At 44.0% G+C, this 23,493-nt stretch carries 18 protein-coding genes; 8 read left to right on the top strand and 10 right to left on the bottom strand.

What is annotated here, in order from left to right; genetic code table 11:
• Positions 1–116: 116 nt before the first annotated feature.
• The 3 genes from RJD38_RS12870 to RJD38_RS12860 all read right to left on the bottom strand — a co-directional run bounded on the left by RJD38_RS12870 (position 117) and on the right by RJD38_RS12860 (position 2,654).
• Positions 117–494: a hypothetical protein gene (locus RJD38_RS12870; RefSeq protein ID WP_367971351.1), complete on the bottom strand. Its 378-nt coding sequence runs from the start codon at positions 492–494 to the stop codon at positions 117–119.
• Positions 495–565: 71 nt separating this feature from the next.
• On the bottom strand, positions 566–2,002 hold the full coding sequence (locus RJD38_RS12865) for an ATP-dependent nuclease (RefSeq protein WP_367971350.1): 1,437 nt from the start codon (positions 2,000–2,002) through the stop codon (positions 566–568).
• Between the two features lie 313 nt (positions 2,003–2,315).
• On the bottom strand, positions 2,316–2,654 hold the full coding sequence (locus tag RJD38_RS12860) for a cytosolic protein (protein ID WP_065545976.1): 339 nt from the start codon (positions 2,652–2,654) through the stop codon (positions 2,316–2,318).
• 941 nt (positions 2,655–3,595) lie between these two features.
• Here RJD38_RS12860 and RJD38_RS12855 point away from each other — a divergent pair.
• The gene (locus RJD38_RS12855) at positions 3,596–4,306 is read left to right on the top strand and encodes a hypothetical protein (RefSeq protein WP_065545402.1); all 711 of its coding nucleotides are present in this window, start codon (positions 3,596–3,598) and stop codon (positions 4,304–4,306) included.
• Positions 4,307–4,431: 125 nt separating this feature from the next.
• Here RJD38_RS12855 and RJD38_RS12850 read toward each other — a convergent pair whose 3' ends face one another.
• The 3 genes from RJD38_RS12850 to RJD38_RS12840 form a co-directional block, all read right to left on the bottom strand.
• Complete coding sequence (locus RJD38_RS12850) at positions 4,432–5,322, bottom strand: leucine-rich repeat domain-containing protein (protein WP_065545403.1); 891 nt, start codon at positions 5,320–5,322, stop codon at positions 4,432–4,434.
• Positions 5,323–5,714: 392 nt separating this feature from the next.
• On the bottom strand, positions 5,715–6,923 hold the full coding sequence (locus RJD38_RS12845) for an IS4 family transposase (RefSeq protein ID WP_032073033.1): 1,209 nt from the start codon (positions 6,921–6,923) through the stop codon (positions 5,715–5,717).
• A 308-nt stretch (positions 6,924–7,231) separates the two neighbouring features.
• The gene (locus tag RJD38_RS12840) at positions 7,232–8,410 is read right to left on the bottom strand and encodes a flavohemoglobin expression-modulating QEGLA motif protein (RefSeq protein WP_065545404.1); all 1,179 of its coding nucleotides are present in this window, start codon (positions 8,408–8,410) and stop codon (positions 7,232–7,234) included.
• Positions 8,411–8,732: 322 nt separating this feature from the next.
• Between RJD38_RS12840 and RJD38_RS12835 the strand changes: the two genes are divergently transcribed.
• Positions 8,733–9,467, top strand: a complete 735-nt coding sequence (locus RJD38_RS12835; protein WP_065545405.1) for an RNA methyltransferase — start codon at positions 8,733–8,735, stop codon at positions 9,465–9,467.
• A 126-nt stretch (positions 9,468–9,593) separates the two neighbouring features.
• Here RJD38_RS12835 and fdxA read toward each other — a convergent pair whose 3' ends face one another.
• On the bottom strand, positions 9,594–9,917 hold the full coding sequence (gene fdxA, locus RJD38_RS12830; RefSeq protein ID WP_005596535.1) for a ferredoxin FdxA: 324 nt from the start codon (positions 9,915–9,917) through the stop codon (positions 9,594–9,596).
• A 242-nt stretch (positions 9,918–10,159) separates the two neighbouring features.
• On the opposite strand from fdxA, the gene RJD38_RS12825 reads away from it, so the two are divergent.
• The 6 genes from RJD38_RS12825 (at position 10,160) to RJD38_RS12800 (ending at position 15,157) form a co-directional block, all read left to right on the top strand.
• The gene (locus RJD38_RS12825; RefSeq protein WP_009386958.1) at positions 10,160–11,776 is read left to right on the top strand and encodes an NAD(P)/FAD-dependent oxidoreductase; all 1,617 of its coding nucleotides are present in this window, start codon (positions 10,160–10,162) and stop codon (positions 11,774–11,776) included.
• 180 nt (positions 11,777–11,956) lie between these two features.
• Complete coding sequence (locus RJD38_RS12820; protein ID WP_065545406.1) at positions 11,957–12,457, top strand: opioid growth factor receptor-related protein; 501 nt, start codon at positions 11,957–11,959, stop codon at positions 12,455–12,457.
• 202 nt (positions 12,458–12,659) lie between these two features.
• A complete protein-coding gene (locus RJD38_RS12815) occupies positions 12,660–13,277 on the top strand; it encodes a tetratricopeptide repeat protein (protein WP_231893124.1) in 618 nt (205 codons plus the stop codon).
• A 207-nt stretch (positions 13,278–13,484) separates the two neighbouring features.
• A complete protein-coding gene (gene def / locus RJD38_RS12810; RefSeq protein ID WP_005596530.1) occupies positions 13,485–13,988 on the top strand; it encodes a peptide deformylase in 504 nt (167 codons plus the stop codon).
• A gap of 232 nt (positions 13,989–14,220) precedes the next feature.
• Complete coding sequence (locus RJD38_RS12805; protein WP_065545407.1) at positions 14,221–14,778, top strand: hypothetical protein; 558 nt, start codon at positions 14,221–14,223, stop codon at positions 14,776–14,778.
• Between the two features lie 34 nt (positions 14,779–14,812).
• A complete protein-coding gene (locus tag RJD38_RS12800) occupies positions 14,813–15,157 on the top strand; it encodes a hypothetical protein (protein WP_005596528.1) in 345 nt (114 codons plus the stop codon).
• A 44-nt stretch (positions 15,158–15,201) separates the two neighbouring features.
• On the opposite strand, the gene RJD38_RS12795 is transcribed toward RJD38_RS12800, so the two are convergent.
• From RJD38_RS12795 to RJD38_RS12785, 3 genes are all read right to left on the bottom strand, one after another.
• Complete coding sequence (locus RJD38_RS12795) at positions 15,202–16,728, bottom strand: response regulator (protein ID WP_065545408.1); 1,527 nt, start codon at positions 16,726–16,728, stop codon at positions 15,202–15,204.
• 1 nt (position 16,729) lies between these two features.
• Entirely contained in the window at positions 16,730–17,851 is a 1,122-nt protein-coding gene (locus tag RJD38_RS12790) for a response regulator (RefSeq protein ID WP_005596526.1), read from the bottom strand.
• 87 nt (positions 17,852–17,938) lie between these two features.
• A complete protein-coding gene (locus tag RJD38_RS12785; RefSeq protein WP_065545409.1) occupies positions 17,939–23,389 on the bottom strand; it encodes a response regulator in 5,451 nt (1,816 codons plus the stop codon).
• Between the last annotated feature and the right edge of the window lie 104 nt (positions 23,390–23,493).

The following is a 23,493-nucleotide window of genomic DNA, read 5'->3' as shown; positions in this document are numbered from 1 at the left end:
AGTTCTTGAATATCAATGTTTTCGATACTTAAACTAATCGAGGCAAAAAGAAAGACCAGATCCTGTTTGTTAAATTAATTCGAACGCCAAAATGTCAATAAGCATTGAGGCTATCTCTATGGTAAAATCTCAGATTCTTGACTCTCAAAATCGCCACCCTCTGCATTAATAGGTATTGTTATCTTTAATTTACCCATTATTAAGTCAATAACTGGTTGGAATGCTTCCAATAACCGGCACTCAACAAGTTGCTGATCAGTCATGCTCTCAATATAATTACTGACACGTCGCTTTCCGTCATGTGAGAATGAGTAATCTACGATGAACCGTTGATATTGACTCAAGTCATTCTTGTATTCAGACGGAGTTATATCATTATTAAGAAATTCATTACGCTTATTTTCAGTGAATTTTTTTTCTTCACCATCAATTAATTCGATCCAAGATTGCTGATGCGAGTGAGCCCAAATACATTCAGGATACAGATGTTCCAATTCAACTTTCCATACATAACCTTTATCTTTAAGTTGCTTAGGAATATCGTGAGGAGGATAAGTCGCAGCGCCTACAGAAGATTTCTGACCAGAAAAAAATCCGTAAGTTGCTTCTTAGCTTCCTTACCCGCATCATCATCATCTAGTAATAGTAACCCTAATATTTTATCTTTTTCGTGCTTTTGCAATAAATAGAAAGCTTTCGCTCGATCACTAGCAGCGTTTGCTCCATTGTGAGCGTCTTCAGGTGTATCAATAAAAACTTGGCTGTCTAAATCGTGATAACGCAGAATACGGGATATGACTACCTTATCGCTTATTCCTTCCAGAAATAAACGTGGCTTTGAAGATTCTGCTAATTGGCATGTTAAATCTTGTACTATTTGGTTGTACTGGATCTCGCGATCGCTCCACTCTTTGCGATGCTCTTCAATCATAGGCGTAACTAGGTTTAGAAAACCAGTATTACCATGTAACTCTTGTTCACTACATGAGATAATTTTCGTATCGTAACCTTGTTTTTCTACATAGTAGCTTGTACTTTTTATCCCTGCCGGGAGGGTATCATTAAATGATAGTGAATAAATTGCCGGAGAATGCGTAGTAATAAAGATTTGAGTATGCTTTTTGGCTGCCTCTATTAACTGATTATTAAGTTCAAAGCATGTTGAGAACTCAACGTTATTCTCTGGTTCTTCAAACCCCCATATTTGAGGTCGGATCGTAACTCTAGCACCAGCACCAGCATTTTGTTGTTTAAGAGCGATGAAAGAAAGCATCATAGGGATGTGTCTGATCTTTATTCCATCACCTCTACGAGACAAAGGTATGTTGTCCGCACTAAACTCTAATGCACCAAATATATTTCTGAGATTTTTAGGCAACTTAACTTCGTTATTACTATTGGCAAATGTCGCATCAATTTCACTCATTAACTCATTGATATGATTGCTAATTTCTTGCTCAAAACTATTTGCAGAAGCATGCAAACCTTGATCTGAAGCTGTTGCCAATACATCATATAATTGCCCCTGTAAATCTCTAAAGAAATTTGCGTCTTTGATAGCTGGAATATAAATGTAGTTAATGCTTTTTAATAGATATGGAATTCTGCTGCTCTTAGTAAAGTCAGTTTTGTTCTTAATACGACCATTACTTATGACACAATATTGTTGAACTTCATCATGATAACCTTCGGCTCGCCATGTTCTACTCCAATAAACGGTGTCAGGCTTGTTCGGCCTGCGATAGCTTCGAGGAAGTTTAAGAACAAGTTCAACTTTAATTTCCTTGGCTTTACGTTGCTGAATGGTTGCATTTATGTTGAAATCAGAATTAAAATTAAAATCACTCTCCGCATCTGTTTTGTTATTAAAGAAAAGATTTAATGCTCGGAGTAGATTCGATTTTCCTGCATCATTTTTACCAACAAAAGAGGTAATTTCTTCAGTTGAAACAATCTCTTTTCGTATCGAGCGAAAGTTTGTAATCGTAATTTGTCTAATCATAAATCATGCTATCGTTGATGTATCTCAGCTTATTGTATGGACCTTTATTAATTAAGCTATATTTTGTTACGATCCTATTTATTTCTGTGATGTGGGTCTTTTAGAGTAGAGGAACAATCAAATTTGGTGGGGGCGTGTCTTATCTTTTTCCTATCAAGGTTTCCCATACTTGAGATATTCCATAGAAGACTAAATTAGCAAAGCGCCTGACACACAACTGACCAGAACCTTCACCGCTGGCAGTTCGTAACTTCGAAGTGCCCTTGCCTTGTTAGAGATGCCAATTCGTCGATTTCAACTTACCGAATAATTTTCAGTCCATTCGAGTAATAAAAGTTTGCTCGTCATCGACAAAAGCGACAAAGCCGCCATGGTAGATAAACACCCGACCACGCCCCTCAACTAGGCAAGCAAGCTGTGGGTCTAAATCTTCTTCGTTATTCTTGCTTTGAAATGTGCCGACATCGGTGATTACGCCGCTGAGTGTCGGCAAATATCCATAACTGCGCTTGGCTTGATCAATCAGGCTCAATTCACTGCTGCTAGAGAAGCAAGACGGGATCGCCCCTGCATCTTCGATAAACATCGTTTTCAGTTCTTCAAAAGCGGTAATCACCAGCCAGTCGATGCCGTTAACATGATGGATAAACATAGGGTTTCTCAGTAATTCTTTTGCGGCGATTTTATCACTATCAGCGGCGAACGTCGTAAAGATTTCTTGGCTAAAATTGGTCATGAAGTGCCACCTTAGGATGTTCACTCCAGCCAACTTAAAACAGCTTATTGTTCCTTTTAGCGTTAGGCCTCGAAATGTGAATTCAGATAGTCAGCAATTTTAGACCTCCCAAAAGTAATGACTATTTAGGACACATAAAAAGCAAAAGCGAGATTCCCTTCTTCAAGGGAATGACTATTTAGAGCACACTAAAAGCAAAAGCGAGATCCCCTTTTTCAAGGGAATGACCAAGTCGCGTCGTAAGCTCTAATGCCCACAATAGCCATTCATTCACAGAACGGAAAACCTTCCCTTACGTCATTCTCGCGAAGGCGGGAATCTAGTGCGCATCGACTTATTGTTAAGCGAATGACTGTTTAGGACACACTAAAAGATTCCCTTTTCAAGGGAATGACCAACGGGAGCATATGAGTAGAGATTGATCTTCATCTAACTCGTTTGTGCCCCATTCCTTGTTTCGACTGATTCAACAACCACTCGACCAGAGTAAGGATTGACTCACTTTTCCTCATCTAACGCGGCCAAATTTACTACCCCACTACAATGGAATCCCTTGATCTTTTGCTGTTTGTTCTTAGAACTATCACGCTGATGGGGGCGGTATGGATGATTAGGTCGCCTTTAGAAAACTGTGCTCTCTTTCGTGCATTCATATGTGTCAAATGTAAGGGAGCTCTGCTTAACCCTCACCTGAGTAAATTTGATTTCTCAAAGCGTGATTTTCGGCGCATTTGAATACGCCAATTTACGCTAACAAGAGCGTATACTGGCATCAATAATCTATGAGTCGCTTGTGTAAAGTATTTGCGAATCAGCAATTTAACCTATTAATAATAAAAAGGAATGTGTTGTAAAATATGGCGTTTGTAATTAAAGATACCAAATTGAATGTAGCTGAAATAGATATTTTCCATGATGAAGCTGGTTATGCTGCATTTCCAACGGCTGAGTCTGTGGCTTTTGACCGTGAGAAATTAATTCCAATAGGGTTGTTGTCATTCAATATGTTTGCTGCAAGCGTTGACGACAAAATACTCATTGCACTTCCTAATCTGCAAGGCATTCCCGATGGTGATTATGGCCCAATCACCTATTCGTATATTGGCGAGCAACAAGGCTGGTGCTTAGATGACGAGTACGCCAATGATGATACGCTTGAAGAGCAAGACGAATACTTAGACAACTATCAGCAAGCGCAGGACGAATTTTCTGCCAATCAGTGTTTGATGCGTCGTGGCAAAAAGTTGCCATTAATCACTTTGGGCGGCCAACCTAGATTTGGCCAGAACTGGGCTTCATGTTTATATAATGAACTGGCAAAGAATCCAGAGCTGGATCATTACTATGAAGTGACCTGCAGCCTTAATCATCCTGAATTTGAACATATGAGCACTCGCGATATTGTTTATGTGGATGAGAAAGACAATAAAGAATATACCTTCATAGGCAGCTTTAAAGATGAAGCTTACTTGGTTAGAGATAGTGAGTATTTGGGCTTTGCCGGTGAGTTTATGGTGTTTTACCAGCCACAGTTAAAGAAAGTCATGCTCGTTGCTGAATACGATTAACTCGAAGCTATTTAGGCTATATAAAAGGGGAGTACAGTTACTTCTCTGCTGTAAACCTTGTGAGCAGTAAGCTCACAAGGTTACGCGCAATCAGATGTTAGATGTGCGCGCAGCAATGCTTTAGCTTATAAGTCACCAAAGACTTCGAGCCACTCTTCGTCAGTGAGCTCTCTGGGCGGCTTTTTCTCGCCAAAGCCTTTAATGATCCTGCCCCTTAATGGGTTATCGGTAAAAGCGCCATTACCCATGTAAGTGACCGAAGTCGGAATGAATACACTGGTTATAGCATTGTCTGCAAACGCTTCAGAGTCTATGTCAGTTACCGAGTCTGGAATTGTGATGCTTTGAAGTGCATTTCCCCTAAATGCGCCTAAGCCGATTTCAGTCACGGAATCAGGAATAGTGATGCTGGCTAACGCATTAAATTGAAACACTCGCTCATTAATTTTAGTCAATGAATTTGGCAGGCTCAGCTGAGTTAATGCATTGTTAGCAAATGCACTCTCAGCAATTTCAGTCACTGAATCTGGAATATCAACGCTGGTAAGTGCGTTTTCAGCAAAGGCCTTGTAACCAATACGAGTCACAGAGCTTGGAATCACTATCTCGGTAAGGGCGTTACGCTGAAAGGCACCTTCGCCAATTTCGGTGACAGTATTAGGGATCACCACGCTGGCTATTGGGTTCTGTGGGACCTCTTCGAATTCTTCGCTTAAGTCCTCAACCTCTGAAAAAGCATAATCCCAGATCTCGGTGACGGGGATCCCGTCAAAATTATCAGGGATGACAATGTGTTTATGCTTGCCCTTGTAAACATCAATCCTGCCTTGTTTTTTATCAAATGAGACGTCATCTAATGTCAGGGTATGTGGCTGGCTCACGGCTAATTCTCTTTTTGTTGTAGTTGTATTAGTTGCAGCTTTAAGTGCGAGGCTTGGGAGGAATTCGGTTTGCTGCGCTGAGCTTTCTATTATAGCAAGCCCAAACAGCGTGGCAAGGATAGCACCAGTTAACATGGGAGGTAAGTTGGTGCTAAAGCGATTAATAATGCTGATATTAAGCAGCTTATATTATGCCTTAATCGTAAGGTATGTTGCGTATTTGTTTGTATTTTTTAAATTGAGATACAACTATGACTTAAATAATAACAAGCTAACTAACGTTAATATGTCATATGAGACCCTTATCAGTGCGTCATTTTGGCTAGTTATATATCTAGTAATTGAGGTTATACAATCGATAATAGAACAAACTTACTCTAACCCTTCTATATATGATGCGATCTTGTATATCTGTTCATGGTGCAACTTCTCATACACATAAGTGATAACAATCAAATACATAAATCAAGAGCATTAATTTAGTCCAGTGCAGGAGTCAAAATGGTATTGAGCTCTGAGGGATCCCCTCATAATTTCCCCAAAGCACAACCATGTTTGAATAGATTTTGAGCAAGCAGGGTTGCAGCCGCGAGCAAGTCTTCCCTCGTTATTGTGTAGCCAGAATGCCGCAAAACTTCCATCCCTAAGCGCACTGTTGAGAGTACATTTCGATTTTTGACAGTGTTAGCTTGGAAGTGCTTATCCCAACCTTGTTTCTGACCATGAACTCCAGCAAGCCAAAATGTCAGTTGAAGCATTAGGGCGATTAGCAGCATGATATCAAAGCGCTCTGAGCTGCTAGTTCGGCTATGACGGAGGCCTAAACCGTAGGCTGGGCTTTTCAAGTCTCGGAAGGTTTCTTCAATTTGCATACGCTTCGAGTAGAGCCTAACAAGTTGCTTTGGTGTTCGGATTTCAACGGGCAAGTTAGTCGCTAAAACCCATGGTTCTTTTGTCGAAGCGGAGTAGATTTTAGGTGACGGATGATGACAATTAGTCCGTGTCGAACGCTGATTTTTTCGGCCTTTAGGACGTGATTTATACAGTGCAATTTGACATGAAATTGGGTTGCTCTTAGTCAACCTCTTATAGCCTAAAGTCTTTGAGCGACTTGAGGATATGCTATGTAAGTTGCTGATAGGTTGCCAGTTTTCCGCACCTAAATCTGCATATTGCACTTTCCCTCTGACTCGACTTAACCAGTACCAACCTAGCTTTTCAACGGATTTATACCATGGCACTTTAAAGCCAGCATCACTGACAATGAGCGGTGTAGTGTTACTCGGTAGAATGCTTGCAAGGTCGGCTAGAAATTGGTCATGAGCCTTCTTTGAACATTGCTCTGAAAGCGGAAAGGCTTTCTCATAAAGAGTAATAGAACGACCATGTAGTGCCACCGAAGCCCGCAATACCATAAGCCGTTTTTGCTCACGAATATCAGACCAGTCAACAAGAACAATGGGCATCGAATTACCTGAACAGATAAAGCTGGCATGCCAACGGTATACAGCGAGTCGCTCTTTGTGCAAGTGACGATTACCTAACAATCTGTCGATTCGTTTGATGTTATGTTTTGTTCTGGCTTTCGTTGGCAGGTTACGACCAAGTTCGGTAAGAGTGAGCGTTTTACATTCAAGTAATGCGTGGCAAGCCAGCGTTAAACTGTTGAGTCGTTTTAAGTGCAATTCAGGGCAGAATTGGTAAAGAGAGTCGTGTAAAATATCGAGTTCGCACATCTTGTTGTCTGGTTATTGATTTTTCTCAGAACCATTTGATCACATGACAAGATGTGCATCTACCTTAAATTTATGATTTTTATCAAAATCATTAGGGGATTCCTCAGTATTGAGCTGGTTCAGTCAAATTGGACATTTTACTACGCGACTTTTCTATACTAAAGGTTATCTGTATTTTCTAAATTAAATTAATATTCTAAGAAGGTTTTGTCCAAAAACTCACTAGATAACGCCTACTCTTTTGCTCCCAATCCTCCACCAACAAAAAAGCAGCCATTGGCTGCTTTTGTTCAATATCATCAGTGGCGTTACTTAATCGCGTGGGTAATAAAACGGCGCACATCATCGTTATCGGTTGGATTAACAAACGATGGCGTGATCTTAATTGGGGGATTGAATATCCCCTTCTCCACCAAACGATTAATTTGCGGTAAATGCATCAGCGCGGTTTTGCCGCAAAGTAGATTCAAGAACCCTTCTTGCTCTTCATAAGCGTGCAACACTTCGTGGAATCCACGCAAATACAAGTAATCTTTAGTAAAGCCACCGCCACGATAAACACGCGCAGTAATGGTGAAAGCGAGGTTCTTCTCTACTCCGAGTTGCTCTTTAAGCATCATAAACGTGGTGCGGAAGGACTTGTCTTTGATCATCGATTCTACGGCCAGCACACGCAGTGCAAGAATTTTGAGTCGCTTAATCGTCAGATGGCCTGCCAAATATTCACTTAAGATCGCCATGCCTTCTTGAGTCATGGTATTGACTGGGCAACCGAGTGACAGAACATGGAATGGCTGATTCATTGCGTTGATGGTAGTCGCAAGGTGCACACCCAATTCATGGTGCGCAAGAGCATGTGCTTCAATCTCTGGCACACTTGCCGCACTGTTGATCTTAACGGTGGTTTTGTTCACCAGCGCATTGGCGATCATGTCGTCGTCAATCACCAAATCGTATTGGTAGTCTTCCTGTTTGGCGAATTCAGCCATGATGGCTTGAATACCTTGAGCATCGATCAGCTTTTGATCATCTTCATCTGAATCCGGTAAGTGGAGGATAAAAGTCGCGTTGCGAATATCCTTCTCCGTTGGTTCACCGAAGTAACGTAAAGAGTTATAGAGAAAGTCTTGCGTGCCAATGGTTTGCAACTGATCGATTTTATCAACATAAGAAAGAATGACATCTTCATAAATTCTATGCAGATCCGCATCTTCTACCGACTCAAGCGGTAAATTGAACAGTTGGCGCTTTAACTGAAACGGGTTGTGAATGTTCTCTTTGTAGCGAAATTCAGGCTCAATAGAAAAGTGACGTTTAAAGAACTCGCTTTTCTGTTGATTATAATTGGTCGGCCCAACCGCACTGAGGATTTCAATTCCATTGACCAACTCAAACAAGGATTTATCCAGTGCTTTGGCGTGGCGAAGTTCGCTGTTATGTTGCGCTGTAAATTCATGATTATTCAAACGGCTTACCTCTTTCAACATTCCCTATCCTCTTTGCTTTGTCCTTTGAACTGACACCAAGATTGCTTGCGAATCCGTCGCGCATCGCTATGGGCATAATGAGCATTGCGAATCGCTCTCATGCACCTTGCTTGCTGCCTCTCTCGAATATGCGCTGCTTTAATAAAGGCAACAATTATCGATAAGTGCCTCATTCTCACTTAATGAGAAGAACAAGTGCATTGGTGGGAATTCAAACAACCGCAATACTCAAGCGCATAAAGGCATAAACGGAATTACGCTGTACGTAGCATCGAGTGACGACTGCGGTTATAATCGCTGCGTTTTCATCTGGGATAAAATAATGATTTCTAAAAACCAACTAAAACTGCTGCGTGCTTTAGGCCAAAAGAAACAGCGTAAAGCACTCGGCTTATTCCTAGTTCAGGGTGAAAAAAACGTACTTGAACTGGCAAGTAGTACGTTAACGGTAAAACACGTTTTCGCAACCGCCGACTTTTTGGAGCAGAATCAAGCGACGCTTGAGCGCTTTGAATGCATCGAAGCATCACTGGATGACCTAACCAAAGCCAGCACCTTGGTGAGCAATAACGCGGCGATTGCCGTGGTTGAGATCCCAACCTTTGAGGCGCCTGTTGCCCAAGGCATGATGATTGCGCTCGATGGCGTTCAAGATCCGGGTAACCTTGGTACGATTATTCGCGTCGCCGATTGGTATGGCATTAAGCACATTGTCGCCAGCCAAGATTGTGCCGATCCATACAACCCAAAAACCATCAGTGCCACCATGGGCAGCTTTGGCCGTGTGCAAGTACACCAATTGGATCTACCTAACTATCTTGAGCAAGCGAGTCTACCGGTTTACGGCGCGTTCCTTGAAGGTGAAAGCGTACATAAAACTGAATTTGCGGCTGAAGGTATTTTGTTGATGGGCAGTGAATCTCACGGCATTCGCGCTCAAGCAGCCGCGTTTGTGACCGATAAAATCACCATTCCAGCATTTGGTGGTGCAGAGTCACTCAACGTTGCGATGGCAACAGGCATCATCCTCGATAATATGCGTCGTCAGCACAGCTAATTCAGCGCTTGCGGAAGCGCTCCTGAAATTAAGCACGACATAGCGAACAATAAAAAAGCGTAACGACTGATTCAATCGTTACGCTTTTTTTAATGCTACCTATTGGTGTTACGGCCTAATCTGGTCTTAACGCTCTAACTTGTCGAGTTTATTTGGCACGCCATTCCACTGCTCAGCATCATCCATAGCAGGCTTAACTTCTGTTTGTACTGGCCAGATCTCAGCCAATTCCGCATTGAGCTCAATGAACACTTGTTGGTCGTCAGTAAGCTCATCTTCTTGAAAGATCGCCTGCGCTGCACATTCGTCCACGCATAAGCCGCAATCTATACACTCAATCGGGTTGATCACCATAAAATTTGGCCCTTCATGGAAGGCATCGGCTGGGCATACCGCGACACAGTCAGTGTATTTACATTGGATACAGTTATCCGTTACGACAAACGCCATGACAATCAACTCTTAATTTGGTCAAAAATAAGATGGGGATAATACTCATCCCAAATCAAAATTCAACATTATGCGCGGTTAATCTTCGGCAAAATGCTCTCCTATTCCTGATTTAGTATGACAGACAATTCAATTTCTCGTAAAATGCGCGCCATTGTGAGCGAGTCAACCGTCCTCAAACGACTGAGTGATGGCAAAGCTGGCTAAGACACCTACTGCAACATAAGTAACGAGATATCACTATGATACGTTTAACTGAAATTAAACTGCCTCTAAATCATGAGGAAGGCGCGATCTTAGACGCCATTACTAAAAAACTTGGCATCGCTGCTGACCAAGTTCTTTCTTTTAATCTGTTTAAACGTGGCTACGATGCTCGTAAAAAAGCCAACATCCAACTGATCTACACACTTGATGTTGAAGTGGCAAACCAAGCTGAAATGCTTGAAGCTTTTATTAGCGATCCACATGTCAAAGAAACGCCTGACATGGAATACAAATTTGTGGCTCAAGCACCAGCAAACCAAACTGAGCGCCCTGTGGTGATCGGTTTTGGCCCATGTGGTCTGTTTGCGGGCCTAGTTTTGGCACAAATGGGCTTCAACCCAATCATTGTTGAGCGTGGTAAAGAAGTTCGCGAACGTACTAAAGATACGTTTGGTTTCTGGCGTAAGCGTGCGCTAAACCCTGAATCAAACGTACAGTTTGGTGAAGGTGGCGCGGGTACTTTCTCTGATGGCAAACTTTACAGCCAAATCAAAGATCCAAATTTCTACGGCCGCAAAGTAACCACTGAATTCGTTGCTGCGGGCGCTCCAGAAGAGATCATGTACGTAAGCAAACCGCACATCGGTACGTTCAAGCTTGTAACGATGATCGAAAAAATGCGTGCAAAAATCATCGAACTAGGCGGCGAGATCCGCTTTAGTACTCGTGTTGACGATATCCATATGGAAGACGGTCAAATCACCGGTGTAACGCTTTCAAATGGCGAAGAAATCAAATCTCGCTATGTTGTATTGTCTGTTGGTCACTCTGCACGTGATACGTTTGAAATGCTGAACGAGCGCGGCGTTTACATGGAAGCAAAACCGTTCTCGGTTGGTTTCCGTATCGAGCACAAGCAATCAATGATTGATGAAGCGCGTTTTGGTAAAAACGCTGGTCACCCAATCCTTGGCGCAGCCGATTACAAGCTGGTTCACCACTGTAAAAATGGCCGCACGGTTTACAGCTTCTGTATGTGCCCAGGCGGTACTGTGGTTGCGGCAACATCAGAAGAAGGTCGCGTTGTGACTAACGGTATGAGCCAATACTCTCGTGCTGAGCGCAACGCAAACAGTGCTATCGTGGTCGGTATCGACCCTGAGCGCGATTACCCAGGTGACGCACTCGCCGGTATTCGTCTGCAACGTGAACTTGAATCTGGCGCTTACGTGTTAGGCGGCGAGAACTACGATGCACCAGCACAAAAAATTGGTGACTTCCTGAAAGGTCGCGATCCAAGTGCGATTGGCGATGTAGAGCCATCATTCACGCCGGGTATCAAGCTAACCGATATTTCTAAAGCGCTACCCGATTTTGCAATCGAAGCGATCCGTGAAGCAATCCCTGCCTTTGATAAGAAAATCAAAGGTTTTGCCTCTGAAGATGGCCTACTAACGGGTGTTGAAACTCGTACCTCTTCTCCAGTGTGCATCAAGCGTGGTAAAGATTACCAAAGCATCAACCTTAAAGGCTTCTACCCTGCGGGTGAAGGTGCTGGTTATGCGGGCGGTATCCTATCTGCTGGTATTGATGGTATCAAGGTCGCTGAAGCCGTGGCACTTGCTATGGTTGCAGACGCAGAAAACCGCTAATCACTGTGCTTTAAGCACCGAAACAGCGATTAATTTAGAGCCAGTTAACGAGTGTTGACTGGCTTTTTTATTGATTTCACTTCACGCTATCTAGCAGAAAATAAATATAATCAATCATTTAAACTATCTCGTATAAACTAAACTCGCCAAGATAGTCACAACAAATAAATGGAAACCATCATGAGTGATATCGCTAGCTTTATGCTAGGAGAAAAAGCCGATAGCTTAGGGCGACATATTGAACAGTTCTTAGCCTACAATCATTTCTGGTTAGAGCATGATCATAAATACATCCAAGTCTTATTTCCCATCGACCAAGGCACCAAATTCAATCGACATGCACCGCTCGTGACCGCAGCGGATCGCGCACTATTTAGCAGCGACCCTCGTTTACCCGCTGCGCATTTAAACGTGCTCGATTTAATGTTGCCGTTTTGGGGATTGACTCGCGATGGTGAGCAGATCAAATCTGACCTCCCTCTCAGCGCCAATAACCACGTCTGGTTAAGACACCAAGATCATAACCAACTGCGAATCACCCGTGCGATACGCAGCCTCGCACTATTAGGTAATCAGAACATTGCGCTCAATTTGGCTCAGTTTGTGGTCGAACACTCACAAGATTTCGATGCCGTTTCTGAAACGACACGCCAGTATTGGCAGCAAGCGCCGGTGGTATAGCGTTCGCCGCCCCTTGATTATTCGTTAAAATAATCAAGGCCACCCATGTTAAACGATCAAAGTCATGCTATTCTACGCCACCGAATTTGACCGAAAAACGGATCGATTCGGCTGTAGTGATCTTATTTATCCTTAACCACGTAATGCCATGAATCGCTTAAAAACTTTCCTTCACTTGTTAAAATCCTCTCCAACAGACTCGATGGCTTTATCAAGGCTTGAACAGCTAAATGCCATGATTGAATCCCACCCAGATTCGGCGAGTGCCTACTATCAACGCGGGATTTTATTGGCGGGCGATTATATGCTACCCGCTCAAGTTCATGGCAGAAGCGAACAGAACGATGTTCCACAAGCGATTGACGATTTTAATACCGCGATTGACTTAGATCCCAGCTTGGTTGACGCCTATTACCAACTCGCAAACCTCTATTTTGCACTCAGTATCGATGACCGTACTGCACAAGAACTGCTGGAGAAGGCATTGAATCTCGCTCCCAATAACATCGATTGCTTACTGCTGTACGCCGATCTTATTTGCTGCGAAGGTGTCAATGCGTACGCTATCGAAATATTGGATCGCGTCATCAGTGAGGACCCAAGTGCCAAACACTTTTTCTACAAAGCGAGAACCTTGATGGACAACGGTGAGATCGCGTGGAACGCCGACAACTTTGTGCAAGGCGGCAACTTATTCCAAGCTGCGATTGAGATTTTTCAGCAAGTCACTCTCATGGAAGATAATGACCTATATTTCCCTGAAGCTCAGGAATACATTAACCATTGTCAGAACGTTTTAAGCAGTCACGTTTGCCATTGATGGCTTGTGTTATCCATGGGAAGTATTCATAGCTCAATGGAACTCAAACTACCGATAAGTTCGCTGAGCAAATAATTATCACGCAACCAAACATCTCATACCAAGTTCGGTATATAATACCGCGCGCTATTTGAGGCGAGCTCAAACTTCAGATCGCAGCACCATTGCAACATCATTCAGCATGACCAATAAAATTAGAAGGTAATTATGGCCGTTTTAGACATTCTCACTGCTCCAGATCCAAGACTTAAAATCCCAGCAACAAAAGTGAGTGATATTGAATCAGTCCAAACGCTTATTGATGATATGTTGGATACCCTTTACGCAACGGATAACGGTATTGGCTTGGCATCAACGCAAGTCGGTAGCAAAGAAGCGATCATCATTATCGATCTATCGGAAGAACGTAATGACCCTCTTATTCTGATTAACCCTGAGATCGTAAGTGGCTCAGACAAAGCAATGGGGCAAGAAGGCTGCTTGTCAGTACCTGAGTACTATGCTGATGTAGAACGTTACACCTCTGTGGTTGTGACTGGACTCGATCGCCAAGGTAACCCTGTCACTATCGAAAACGATGAGTTTCTTGCCATTGCCCTGCAACATGAGATTGACCATCTAGCAGGTAACCTTTTCATTGATTATCTTTCGCCACTTAAGCGCAATATGGCACTGAAAAAAGTGAAGAAGCACCTAAAGCAAACCGCATAATTATTGATGCGTGAGCGCGGCGTGACAAGATAACTAATCAAGTTGAGTCTACGCCGCCTATTCTAAATTTCTCCTCTTTTTCCACCCATCGATATTTAATCACCTCCCTCACTATCGGTAAAAACATGAACTAAAACGGGTTTTTACGTCATGATTTGAGGTACTTTACTCTGCTTATTTCACTGATAGATTCGTCTAGCAACTCAGCACATCTTGATAAGAACCAAACACCATGTTTAGTAAGCTGCATTTTTATTGGCAACAACGCAAAGTGCTCTATAGTGGCAAAGAAGACATTACCCCAGCTCTTGGGCAAAAACTCTTTGCCAAGCTCAATACCGGCTATTACAGCGCGGATGAAGAAGCACTGATCCTGCGGCTGCTGATCAAAAAATCTTTCCTCAATAAGCGTCATGGTCAGTATGAATTCAGCAAAAAAGTGCCTGCTTACGTTGCCAATGAAATACCGCGACAAATGCGCAATTTATGGGCAGGTTTAGCGACGCTAATCATCATCTATGCCAGTCATGGATTAATCAATGGTGAGATTTATATTCCGGGTAAACGCAGTGACGGGATCACTTTTTCCGGTGCGCCTGTCGTGGTGGTATTCGCAGCTTGCTTCTGCCTTGCGCTAGCGCTGTTAGTGACCGTTATTGATCATTACGATAAACGGGACAACGAATATCTCTATAACATTGCAGAGAAGCTGTTGTGGGCCATGAGTTGTGGCTTATTTACTTGGGCGTGTGTTTGGGATTGGGCACAGAAATCTATCCTGCTTAACTGAAACGCCGACAATTCATCATGAAAAAGAGCCTTGAATGAACACCAGCAGATATCTGAAATGCAGTTTAATGAGTATTAGCATCCTGCTGAGCAGTGCGGCTTATGCGGATAATATGGCAAACACGTCCACTCAAGATGAGGGAGCGCCAAATCTTCCTCCGCCTGTCGCTTGGTACGATCAAAATGGTCAGCAAGTATCACAACAACGGCTCGAAAAAATCAGCACTGAGTGTCAGTTGGATAACGCAGCTGATGACATTGCCAATGCCACCAGCGAAACGTTTGAAAAGGCCTATCAAGATTTTTTACAAGCTGTCGCGTGTTTTAATCAATACAATTTCACCAGCAAACCACTCTCGCCTTCCTCCAGCGATGAATGACGTGAAACATTTTGAATTAAAACCGTCAACCTAAGCACGGTTCTTTACCCCTTCGCTTGCATCGATAGCGTGATGGTTGTGCCTTCTCCACCTTGCAAGTCCAGCTTGATATCACCTTGTTGCGCCTGGGCGCATAGCTTAGCCGAATACGCACCAATGCCTGTACCTCCTTGCTTTCCTGACGTCACAAACTTATCGAAGAATCTCTCACGAATTTCCTCAGGCACCTCGCCATCATTGTGCACGGTGATCAGCAACTCTTGTTCGATCTTACTCGCTTGAATGGTAATAGCAGAAGATACCGGAGCGGCATCAATGGCATTGGAAAACAGATTACAGAACAGGGTATAGCTGAGTAGCTCATCCCCCGTGTAACTCAGCGCGGGATCGACATCGAGGCTAAATCGCACTTGCTTTTGCTCCGCTTGCGCTTGGTAATTATCGATCACTTTCTGCATCACACTCTGCGCTGACACTGACGTTAATGATTGAGAATATTGCCCTTGCTCTAATTGCTTCAGCAAGCGATAGCTATCAATCATCTGCGCCAACATCATGGTGTTGCTTTTCACCACCTGAATATCTTGGTCTTCCGCTTTGAGCTGTTCCAGCGTGGTTTGAATCGCCGTTAATGGATTTTTCAGATCGTGGATGAACATTTGGTCGGCTTGATCTTGATCTCGCGATGACTCAATCAACTGATCGATCTGTTTAACCAACTTTTCTCTTTGAATCACGGCGTTAATGTGTGTTTCGACCCGCGCTAATACGATTTCAGGGATCACCGGCTTCATAATGTAATCCAGCGCCCCTAATTTAAGCCCTTTCACCACATCGTCCGTTTGCGATAATGCCGACACAAAGATGATTGGTATAAACTCTGTGTCCGGATCTGATTTAAGCGCCTTACACACCGCCAAACCATCCATCTCGGGCATCATTATATCGAGTAGAATCAAGTCTGGCTTATCGGCTTTACTGCAAATATCAATCGCTTGTGCGCCACTGCGGCAGGCTTTGATTTTATAAATCGGCTTCAACAGTTCGCCAAGCACTTGTAAGTTCGAAGGCTCATCATCGACTACCAAAATCGTACGTTTCACCTCAACATCAAGCTGCAGATCTTTATCGCTTGAACGATTAGATGAATGACTTCGAATCGGCGACACAAACGCTTTATGCACTCTTTCGCTCAAGGTAACTTTGGAAAAAGGCTTAACCAGATACTCAGAGACTCCCGCTTCAATGGCTTCCACTACATCACTTTGATGTAAGTTACCGGTCAGCATGATAAATGGCACACTCTTGTGTGCTTTGGATTGGCGAACTTTTTTCAGTAACTCTAAGCCCGTCATTTTCGGCATTTTCCAATCTGAGACAATGATATCAACCGAGTTGCGCTCTAAACTCTGCCACGCTTCACGCCCATCGCGCGCTTGATATATGGTCTTAAAGCCAAGTTGTTCGAAGGCGCTACATAGCGTGCGAGTAATAGCTTCAAAGTCATCGACGATAAGAACCGACATCCCTTTATAAGGTGAGTCATAAGCAACCCGCTTAAAATTGTCCATGCTATGCTCCTCCATGTAAAAGCGTTGTATTGTTTGAGGCGTCTTTGTACGTTTCGGCAATATCACGGATATGCTCGGCAATATCGAGGAAGACATCGACTAGCAGAGGTTCAAAGTGCGACCCTTTGTTTTCCAGAATAATTTGCAGCGATTTTTCATGACTAAAGGCTGGCTTGTATACCCTTTCAGAGATCAGCGCATCGTAAACATCCGCTAGCGCCATGATTCTTGCCGAGAGTGGGATTTCTTCACCAATGAGCCCTTCGGGATAACCGCTGCCATCCCATTTTTCATGGTGGGAATAGGTGATCTCTTTGGCAAATTCGAGAAAGTTGTCCGCAAATCCCAATGAGCCTTCCGCCGCTTCCACCGCATCACGCCCATAGGCTGCATGCAGCTTCATCTGATCAAACTCTTGCTCGGTTAATTTGCCCGGCTTGAGTAGGATGCTGTCAACGACACCAACTTTACCAATATCATGCAGTGGGGCTGATTTAGCCATCGCCGCGATGACATCGGGCGTTAAGTAGTCACGATATTTATCATGATTTGCCAGCTCTTGTGCCAACACTTCCACGTACTTTTGTGTTCGGCGAATGTGGTTGCCGGTCTCTGGATCTCGCGACTCCGCCAGCGCTCCCATCGCCACCAGCACCACGTTTTGCATATCATCAAGCTGCTGGGTACGCTGTTTAACTTTGTGCTCTAAAATTTCGTTTTGCTGAGCAAGCTGATCTCGCGCTGATTTGAGCAGCAAATGGTTTTTCACCCGCACTTTTAAGATGGCAGGGCTGATCGGTTTAGTGATGTAATCCACCGCGCCAAGAGAGAGGCCTTTTCTCTCGTCCTCTTCTTGAGACTTTGCGGTAAGAAAAATCACCGGTATATCTTTTGTCTCTGGAGATGCTTTCAATTGGCGGCACATTTCGTAACCATCCACTTCTGGCATCATGACATCAAGCAAAATTAAATCCGGCTTACGTTTATCAATAATTTTCATCGCCATTGGCGCACTGAGCGCCGCCTGAACCAAATACTCTTCTGACAACACACCTTTGACGACCTCAATATTGATCGGGGTATCATCCACCGCCAATATGATCGCTCTGTTATTTGTATCCATACGCGCATCTCTCTTTTCTATGCGTTCACTTGTGCTTTATTTATCTTCATTACTGTTGGTAAATTGATGATTCAGCCCTAGCTCCGTTCAATCCATTTCTTGTTTAAGTTGCTTAATGATTTCGGCCCCTTTATCAAAGTCGTAACTGCTTAATGGCTCCCGTAATTGTTCTAGGCGAGCTTTTAGCCAATCATCAATATCGCTCTCTAATACCTCATCAAGGCTATCCACCACCGTTGAATCAAATAGGTCTATCTTCTCCTTCATTGTGTTCAACCATTCGGTAAGATCAGGCTGTACAGACTGAGCTGATGACGGTTGTGATGAAGACGGCGACTGCGGTGAAGACAATGCTTGTTCCATCCGCTGAATAAATTCTTCTAACAACGGCAGTGCTGCATCAAAGTCATAATTCGAAATCGCAGTTGAGATTTGATTGGCTAAACTCTTATCGAGCTTGTCGCCGACAGATAGAAGCATCTCTTCAAAGGTATCAACCGCGGCGCTGTCAAAGTCATCGAGTTGCTGGCTAAGTTGGTGTGCCAGCTCTCTAAATCGATCGACATCAATTACTGTCACTTCTTTAGCACTATTGGCTTCGCTCTTTGCCAACGCGCTTGCAATGGCGTGAATCATTTTTTCGACCAAGGATGCGACTTCCGCGAGCATTTGCTGTTCCACTGAGCCTAATTCACAACGCGATTGGGTTTGCTGTTCAGCCAAAGCATGCTCGAGTTTCTCAGCAGGGGCTCGCAGATAATTCGCACCGATATTGCCAGCGATCCCTTTGAGGGAATGGACTGCAATGACGGCAGTGTTGATATCTTGTTGCGCTATCGCTTCGTTAACTCTTGTCACAACATCAGCTTCGCTATGCATCACGTTCGCCAGCGTCTTTTTGTAGGCTTTAAGATTGCCCCCCATCCGAGCGATTGCTCCCTCTGTATCAAAATCTTCTATCTCGATGGTGAGGACTTCATCTTCAATCATGACCGAAACGGATTCTCCGGTCGGTTCGATCCAATCCACCAGCGCTTGAAATACTTGGTTAGGATTGATCGGCTTAGGCAAGTGATCATTCATCCCTGCCGCTAAGCATTTTTCTTTATCGCCCGACATTGCATTGGCGGTCATGGCGATAATCGGCAGATCATCATATTGACCTGTATTACGAATCGCTTGTGTGGCTTGATAGCCATCCATTACCGGCATTTGAATATCCATTAACACCAAGTCAAAATCTTGCGAGCCGACCAAATCTACGGCCTCTTGACCATTGTTGGCGGTGGTGACATCCATTCCGACCATTTGCAGTAGCTCAGTGGCGATTTCTTGGTTAATCGCATTATCTTCCACCAAAAGGATGCGCGCTCCCGCAATGCCTTGCGCGATTGAGGTATCCAGCTTATTACTGGTGTTGGTCTTGCTCGTGATCCCCTCTTTGGTCATTACTCTTGATAGGGTATCGAGTAAGGTTGAAGAGCTGACTGGTTTGGTCATCGAGGCAACAATGTTCACCCCTTGGCGATTCGCCAGCATGTCATCCTTGTCGTAAGCCGTCACCATGACAAAATGAGGCAGTGTTGCTATCTCTTTGCTTTGGTGCATCAATTCAATTTGCTGTCCAAGCGCAATACCATCCATCTGTGGCATCTTCCAATCAGACAAAATGACATCAAAGTGCTGTTCATTGTTCTCGGCATGACGAATTTTCTCTAGCGCTTCTGCGCCAGAGCTCGCCACATCAGCGTTAAACTTCAGGCTTTGACATAAACTGAATAGAATTTCACGGGCAGCAACACTGTCGTCGACAATCAGTACCGACACTTCTTTCATACTTTCAGGCGCTAAAACGGGCTGCTGTGGAATCTCGCTCGATAGACCAAATTGCGCGGTAAAGAAGAAGGTACTGCCTTGGCCACTTTCGCTTTCAACCCAAATCGAGCCTTCCATCATTTCAGCCAACGTTTTACTGATCGTCAGGCCTAGCCCCGTCCCACCATACTTGCGCGTGGTTGACGCATCGGCTTGACTGAATGATTGGAATAAGCGCGCCATTTGCTCTTTGGTCATACCGATGCCGGTGTCACTGACGGAAAAACGCGCCTCTAGCTTGTCATCGCTTTGCTCGATGAGTTCCGCTTTGACAATAATTTCCCCTTGGTCGGTAAACTTAATCGCATTGTTGGCAAGGTTTAGTAGGATTTGCCCTAAACGCAGTGGGTCGCCAATTAGATGGGTCGGAAGTTGCGGGTCGAGATCGACCAACAGTTCCAGATCTTTCTCCTGAGTTCGCTGCGATACCACTTGGACTAGGTTGTCGATGGTGCTTTCTAAATCAAACTCCGTCTGCTCTAAATCCAGCTTACCTGCTTCTATTTTTGAGAAATCGAGAATGTCATTAATGATGCCTAAAAGTGACTCGGCTGAGGTTTGGATCTTATTAACATAGTCGGCTTGTTTTTTATTTAGGTCCGTTTGCATCGCCAAGTAACTCATACCTATGATGGCATTCATTGGCGTGCGGATTTCATGGCTCATGTTAGCCAGAAAATCACTCTTCGCTTGAGTGGCTTCCTCTGCTTTTTGTTTCGCGAGCATGAGTTCGCGTTCCGCTTCTTTTCGCTCCGTTGCGTCACGAACGATACCAGTAAACAACTGCTCACCAGAAATTTTCGCTTCACTAATTGCTATTTCAAGATCGACCTCTTCACCTGTCTTCTTATACCCAACAAATTCCATCAGTACATTGGTGTCGGTGTCACCTCTCTCTTGCATATCAAGGTAGACTTGGTGATACGGTTGAGACATCAAAGTGTCAATTTGTGTCGCTTCTAGAAGCACTTCTTTAGCTTGATAGCCAAAAATCTTCTCCGCTGCCGGGCTAAACTCAACCAGCGTGCCGTGGCTATTGACCACAATGATGCCATCAGAAGCATTATCAATAATGGTGCGAGTACGTTCTGCATTGATTTTTAGCTCAGAGGTGCGTTCTGCGACTTGTGTTTCAAGCTCGGCTTGTGAGCGTGCTAATGCTCTGGTTGCACGAGTCCCTAGCCTCAAGGTAAATAAGCTCGTGCCCATCATTAGCACCAGAGCAACGCCCAAGATCGACCATACGGTGAACTTAAAGGTGCGCAATAAAGCGAACGCTTCACCGCTATCCATTTCAGCGGCAATCCCCATATGCAATGTCTCATCCCACACCCAGTTACCGACGACCGGCACACCACGATAATCGTTATAACCCGACAAGTTTCTGCCTGATTTTCTTTCACTGATATTGCTCGCCATATAGGTCAACTGCCAATTCGGATCTGCTTCTACTTGACGTTTGGATATATCAGAACCTGGGTTGGCAATCCGCATGTTGAGTGATGAACGTTGCTCATCGGCTAACAAACCGATTTGCTTGAGTTGATCTTCAAAACGAACATTCGACAGTAACAAACCAGAACGGTCTAGGGCGTAGGTTTCTCCACTTTTGCCAATAAAACCGGCCGACAAAACCGAAGAGAACACCCCTTCAAAATTAACCCGTTTGGTTAAAATCGCAATCACCTCACCAGCACTGTTTTCAATAGGTGCGGCGAAAAACATCGTGGGAGGATTACGCTCTCCACCTTGTGTTTCAAGCATGACATCAGACTCAATCGGTGGAACAAAAACGCCATTGCCGTTTAAGACCTCTTGCATTAAATCAGGGCGTTCTAACTGGATAAGATTAAGACTACCGATGTTGGTATCACGGCGCGATGAAAGGCTGATCATGTCGGGAGATATAATAAAGAAACCAAACGAACCTGAGATCCCAGAATGGCCTTCTATAAACTCTCTTATCTGTGGCTGTAGAGGCGAGTTTTTTAAGGCTTGAGGCGTTCTGGCGACCTCAAGCAACTCTTCGGTCAAGCTAACTAACTGTGGATTGCGCCCCAATTGTTTGAGGTTATCGAGTTCTAAATCAACCCAACCGACAATGCGCTTGTGCGCGGATGCAAGTAAGGTTGATAAACTATCGTTAATAGACTCGACACTTTGCCGTTCGGCGTAGCGAGTGACGTTGAGCGCGGTGGCAATGAGAGCCACACATAAACCAACTTGTACGATAATGATGGAGCGCTTGAAGCTGACACTGCTGAATTTTTGCGCCAGCTCTTTATCGCTTGCTTTAAATACCCGTGAAATCATTAACATCAACAGAATAAGCAAAACAAAAACAGCGATAATCACATACTGTAAGGTTTGATTGAGGTTTATACTGCCACCATCAGTAAATACGGGTAACTGCTGTTGTTGATACCAATCATTCTTGGTCAAGATGAGGTTTCGTAAATCTAAGGTATCGAGCCCTTTCTGCATGATCGAACCCAGCAAAGGCACTTGATTACTTGTCCAGAGATGCAGCGATGAAGGCGTAACCACATCTTCATTGATAGAATGTAGCCCTGAGATTTGGTTTTGCACCAACCAGTTGTTAACGACTGTTTCAGCATCCAAGACCGCATCAGCACGACCATCCAATACAGCATGGATTGCTTCATCGATGCCTGACGTCTGTAGTACCTTAATTTTTGGGTAGAGCTTTTTAACCTTGTCTATCGTGGTATAACCAGCAGAAATGGCGACGGTGGCCTCGGCAAGATCGGCCGCTACACGAAATTGTTCATCTTGGTCTTTAACAAAGAACAGCTCGCGCACTAAAAAATAAGGCGTGGAAAACTCTCCAAATTGCAATCGCGATTCGTTTTTATACGCATGAGGTAATAAGTCAATGTCGCCATTTTCAAACTGGCGCAACAACTCACTCCATTCCCCTTCAACGATTTGAATCTTCAGCCCAGTTTTGGTAACAATTTGATTGACGATTTCACCCGATAATCCACCCATTTTTCCCAATTCATCGCGATATAACATTGGTGGCCAGTGCTCGATGCCCACTTTAACAACACGTTCGTTCAGCCATTGACGCTCGTCATCACTTAACGCTAAAGCGCCTGTGGTTTGACTTTGTGTCGCTCGCTGTTCAATACGTTCAGCCAGCTTGACCAATGCCGACATATATTGATTCTTATAGTAGTGATATTGCTCTTGGTTAATCAGATCCATTGCCGCGCGGCGCTGATCTTCTTGAACTAAATCGATGGCCTGCATATCAAGCACCGCAAGTTCAAAATGGGCACTTTCCATTTGTTCAACCAAGGTTAAATCGGTATTTGCTTGGCTCGCCAGTAGCGCATTAATTAACTCTGTTAGGCGAGGTTCATTTTCTAGATAGCGTTCGAGCCATTTGTCATCTCCCGAAAAGGCATAGCTCAGCACTGATGAGGTCAGCACCTCATCAAGGTATTTCAGTTCGACGGCAATATTTTTAGCTTGGGATTGGGTTAATTGACCTTGTAAGGAAGGAGGTAAGCCATTCAGGCTGGCTGAAGCAATAAAAGGAGAAAGGAAAAGAAGAGGATATAACAACGCGACACAAAATTTAGCTATAACTCTAGGCAATAATTGCCGCACCAAACCCAACCCTAAACTTATCATTTGCACTTCCTTGCATATACTACGATAGGTTTAACGTAGGATAGCCTCTAGAGTTCAGCAAGTTATTGGGTAGATTAGTTTTACACTTTGTGTGGATAAGCGTT

This window comes from Vibrio scophthalmi, from assembly GCF_040869025.1.
Classification (GTDB): Bacteria; Pseudomonadota; Gammaproteobacteria; order Enterobacterales; family Vibrionaceae; genus Vibrio; species Vibrio scophthalmi.
The sequence above is the reverse complement of the archived record's forward strand: the minus strand, read 5'-3'. Positions and strand labels throughout refer to the sequence as shown.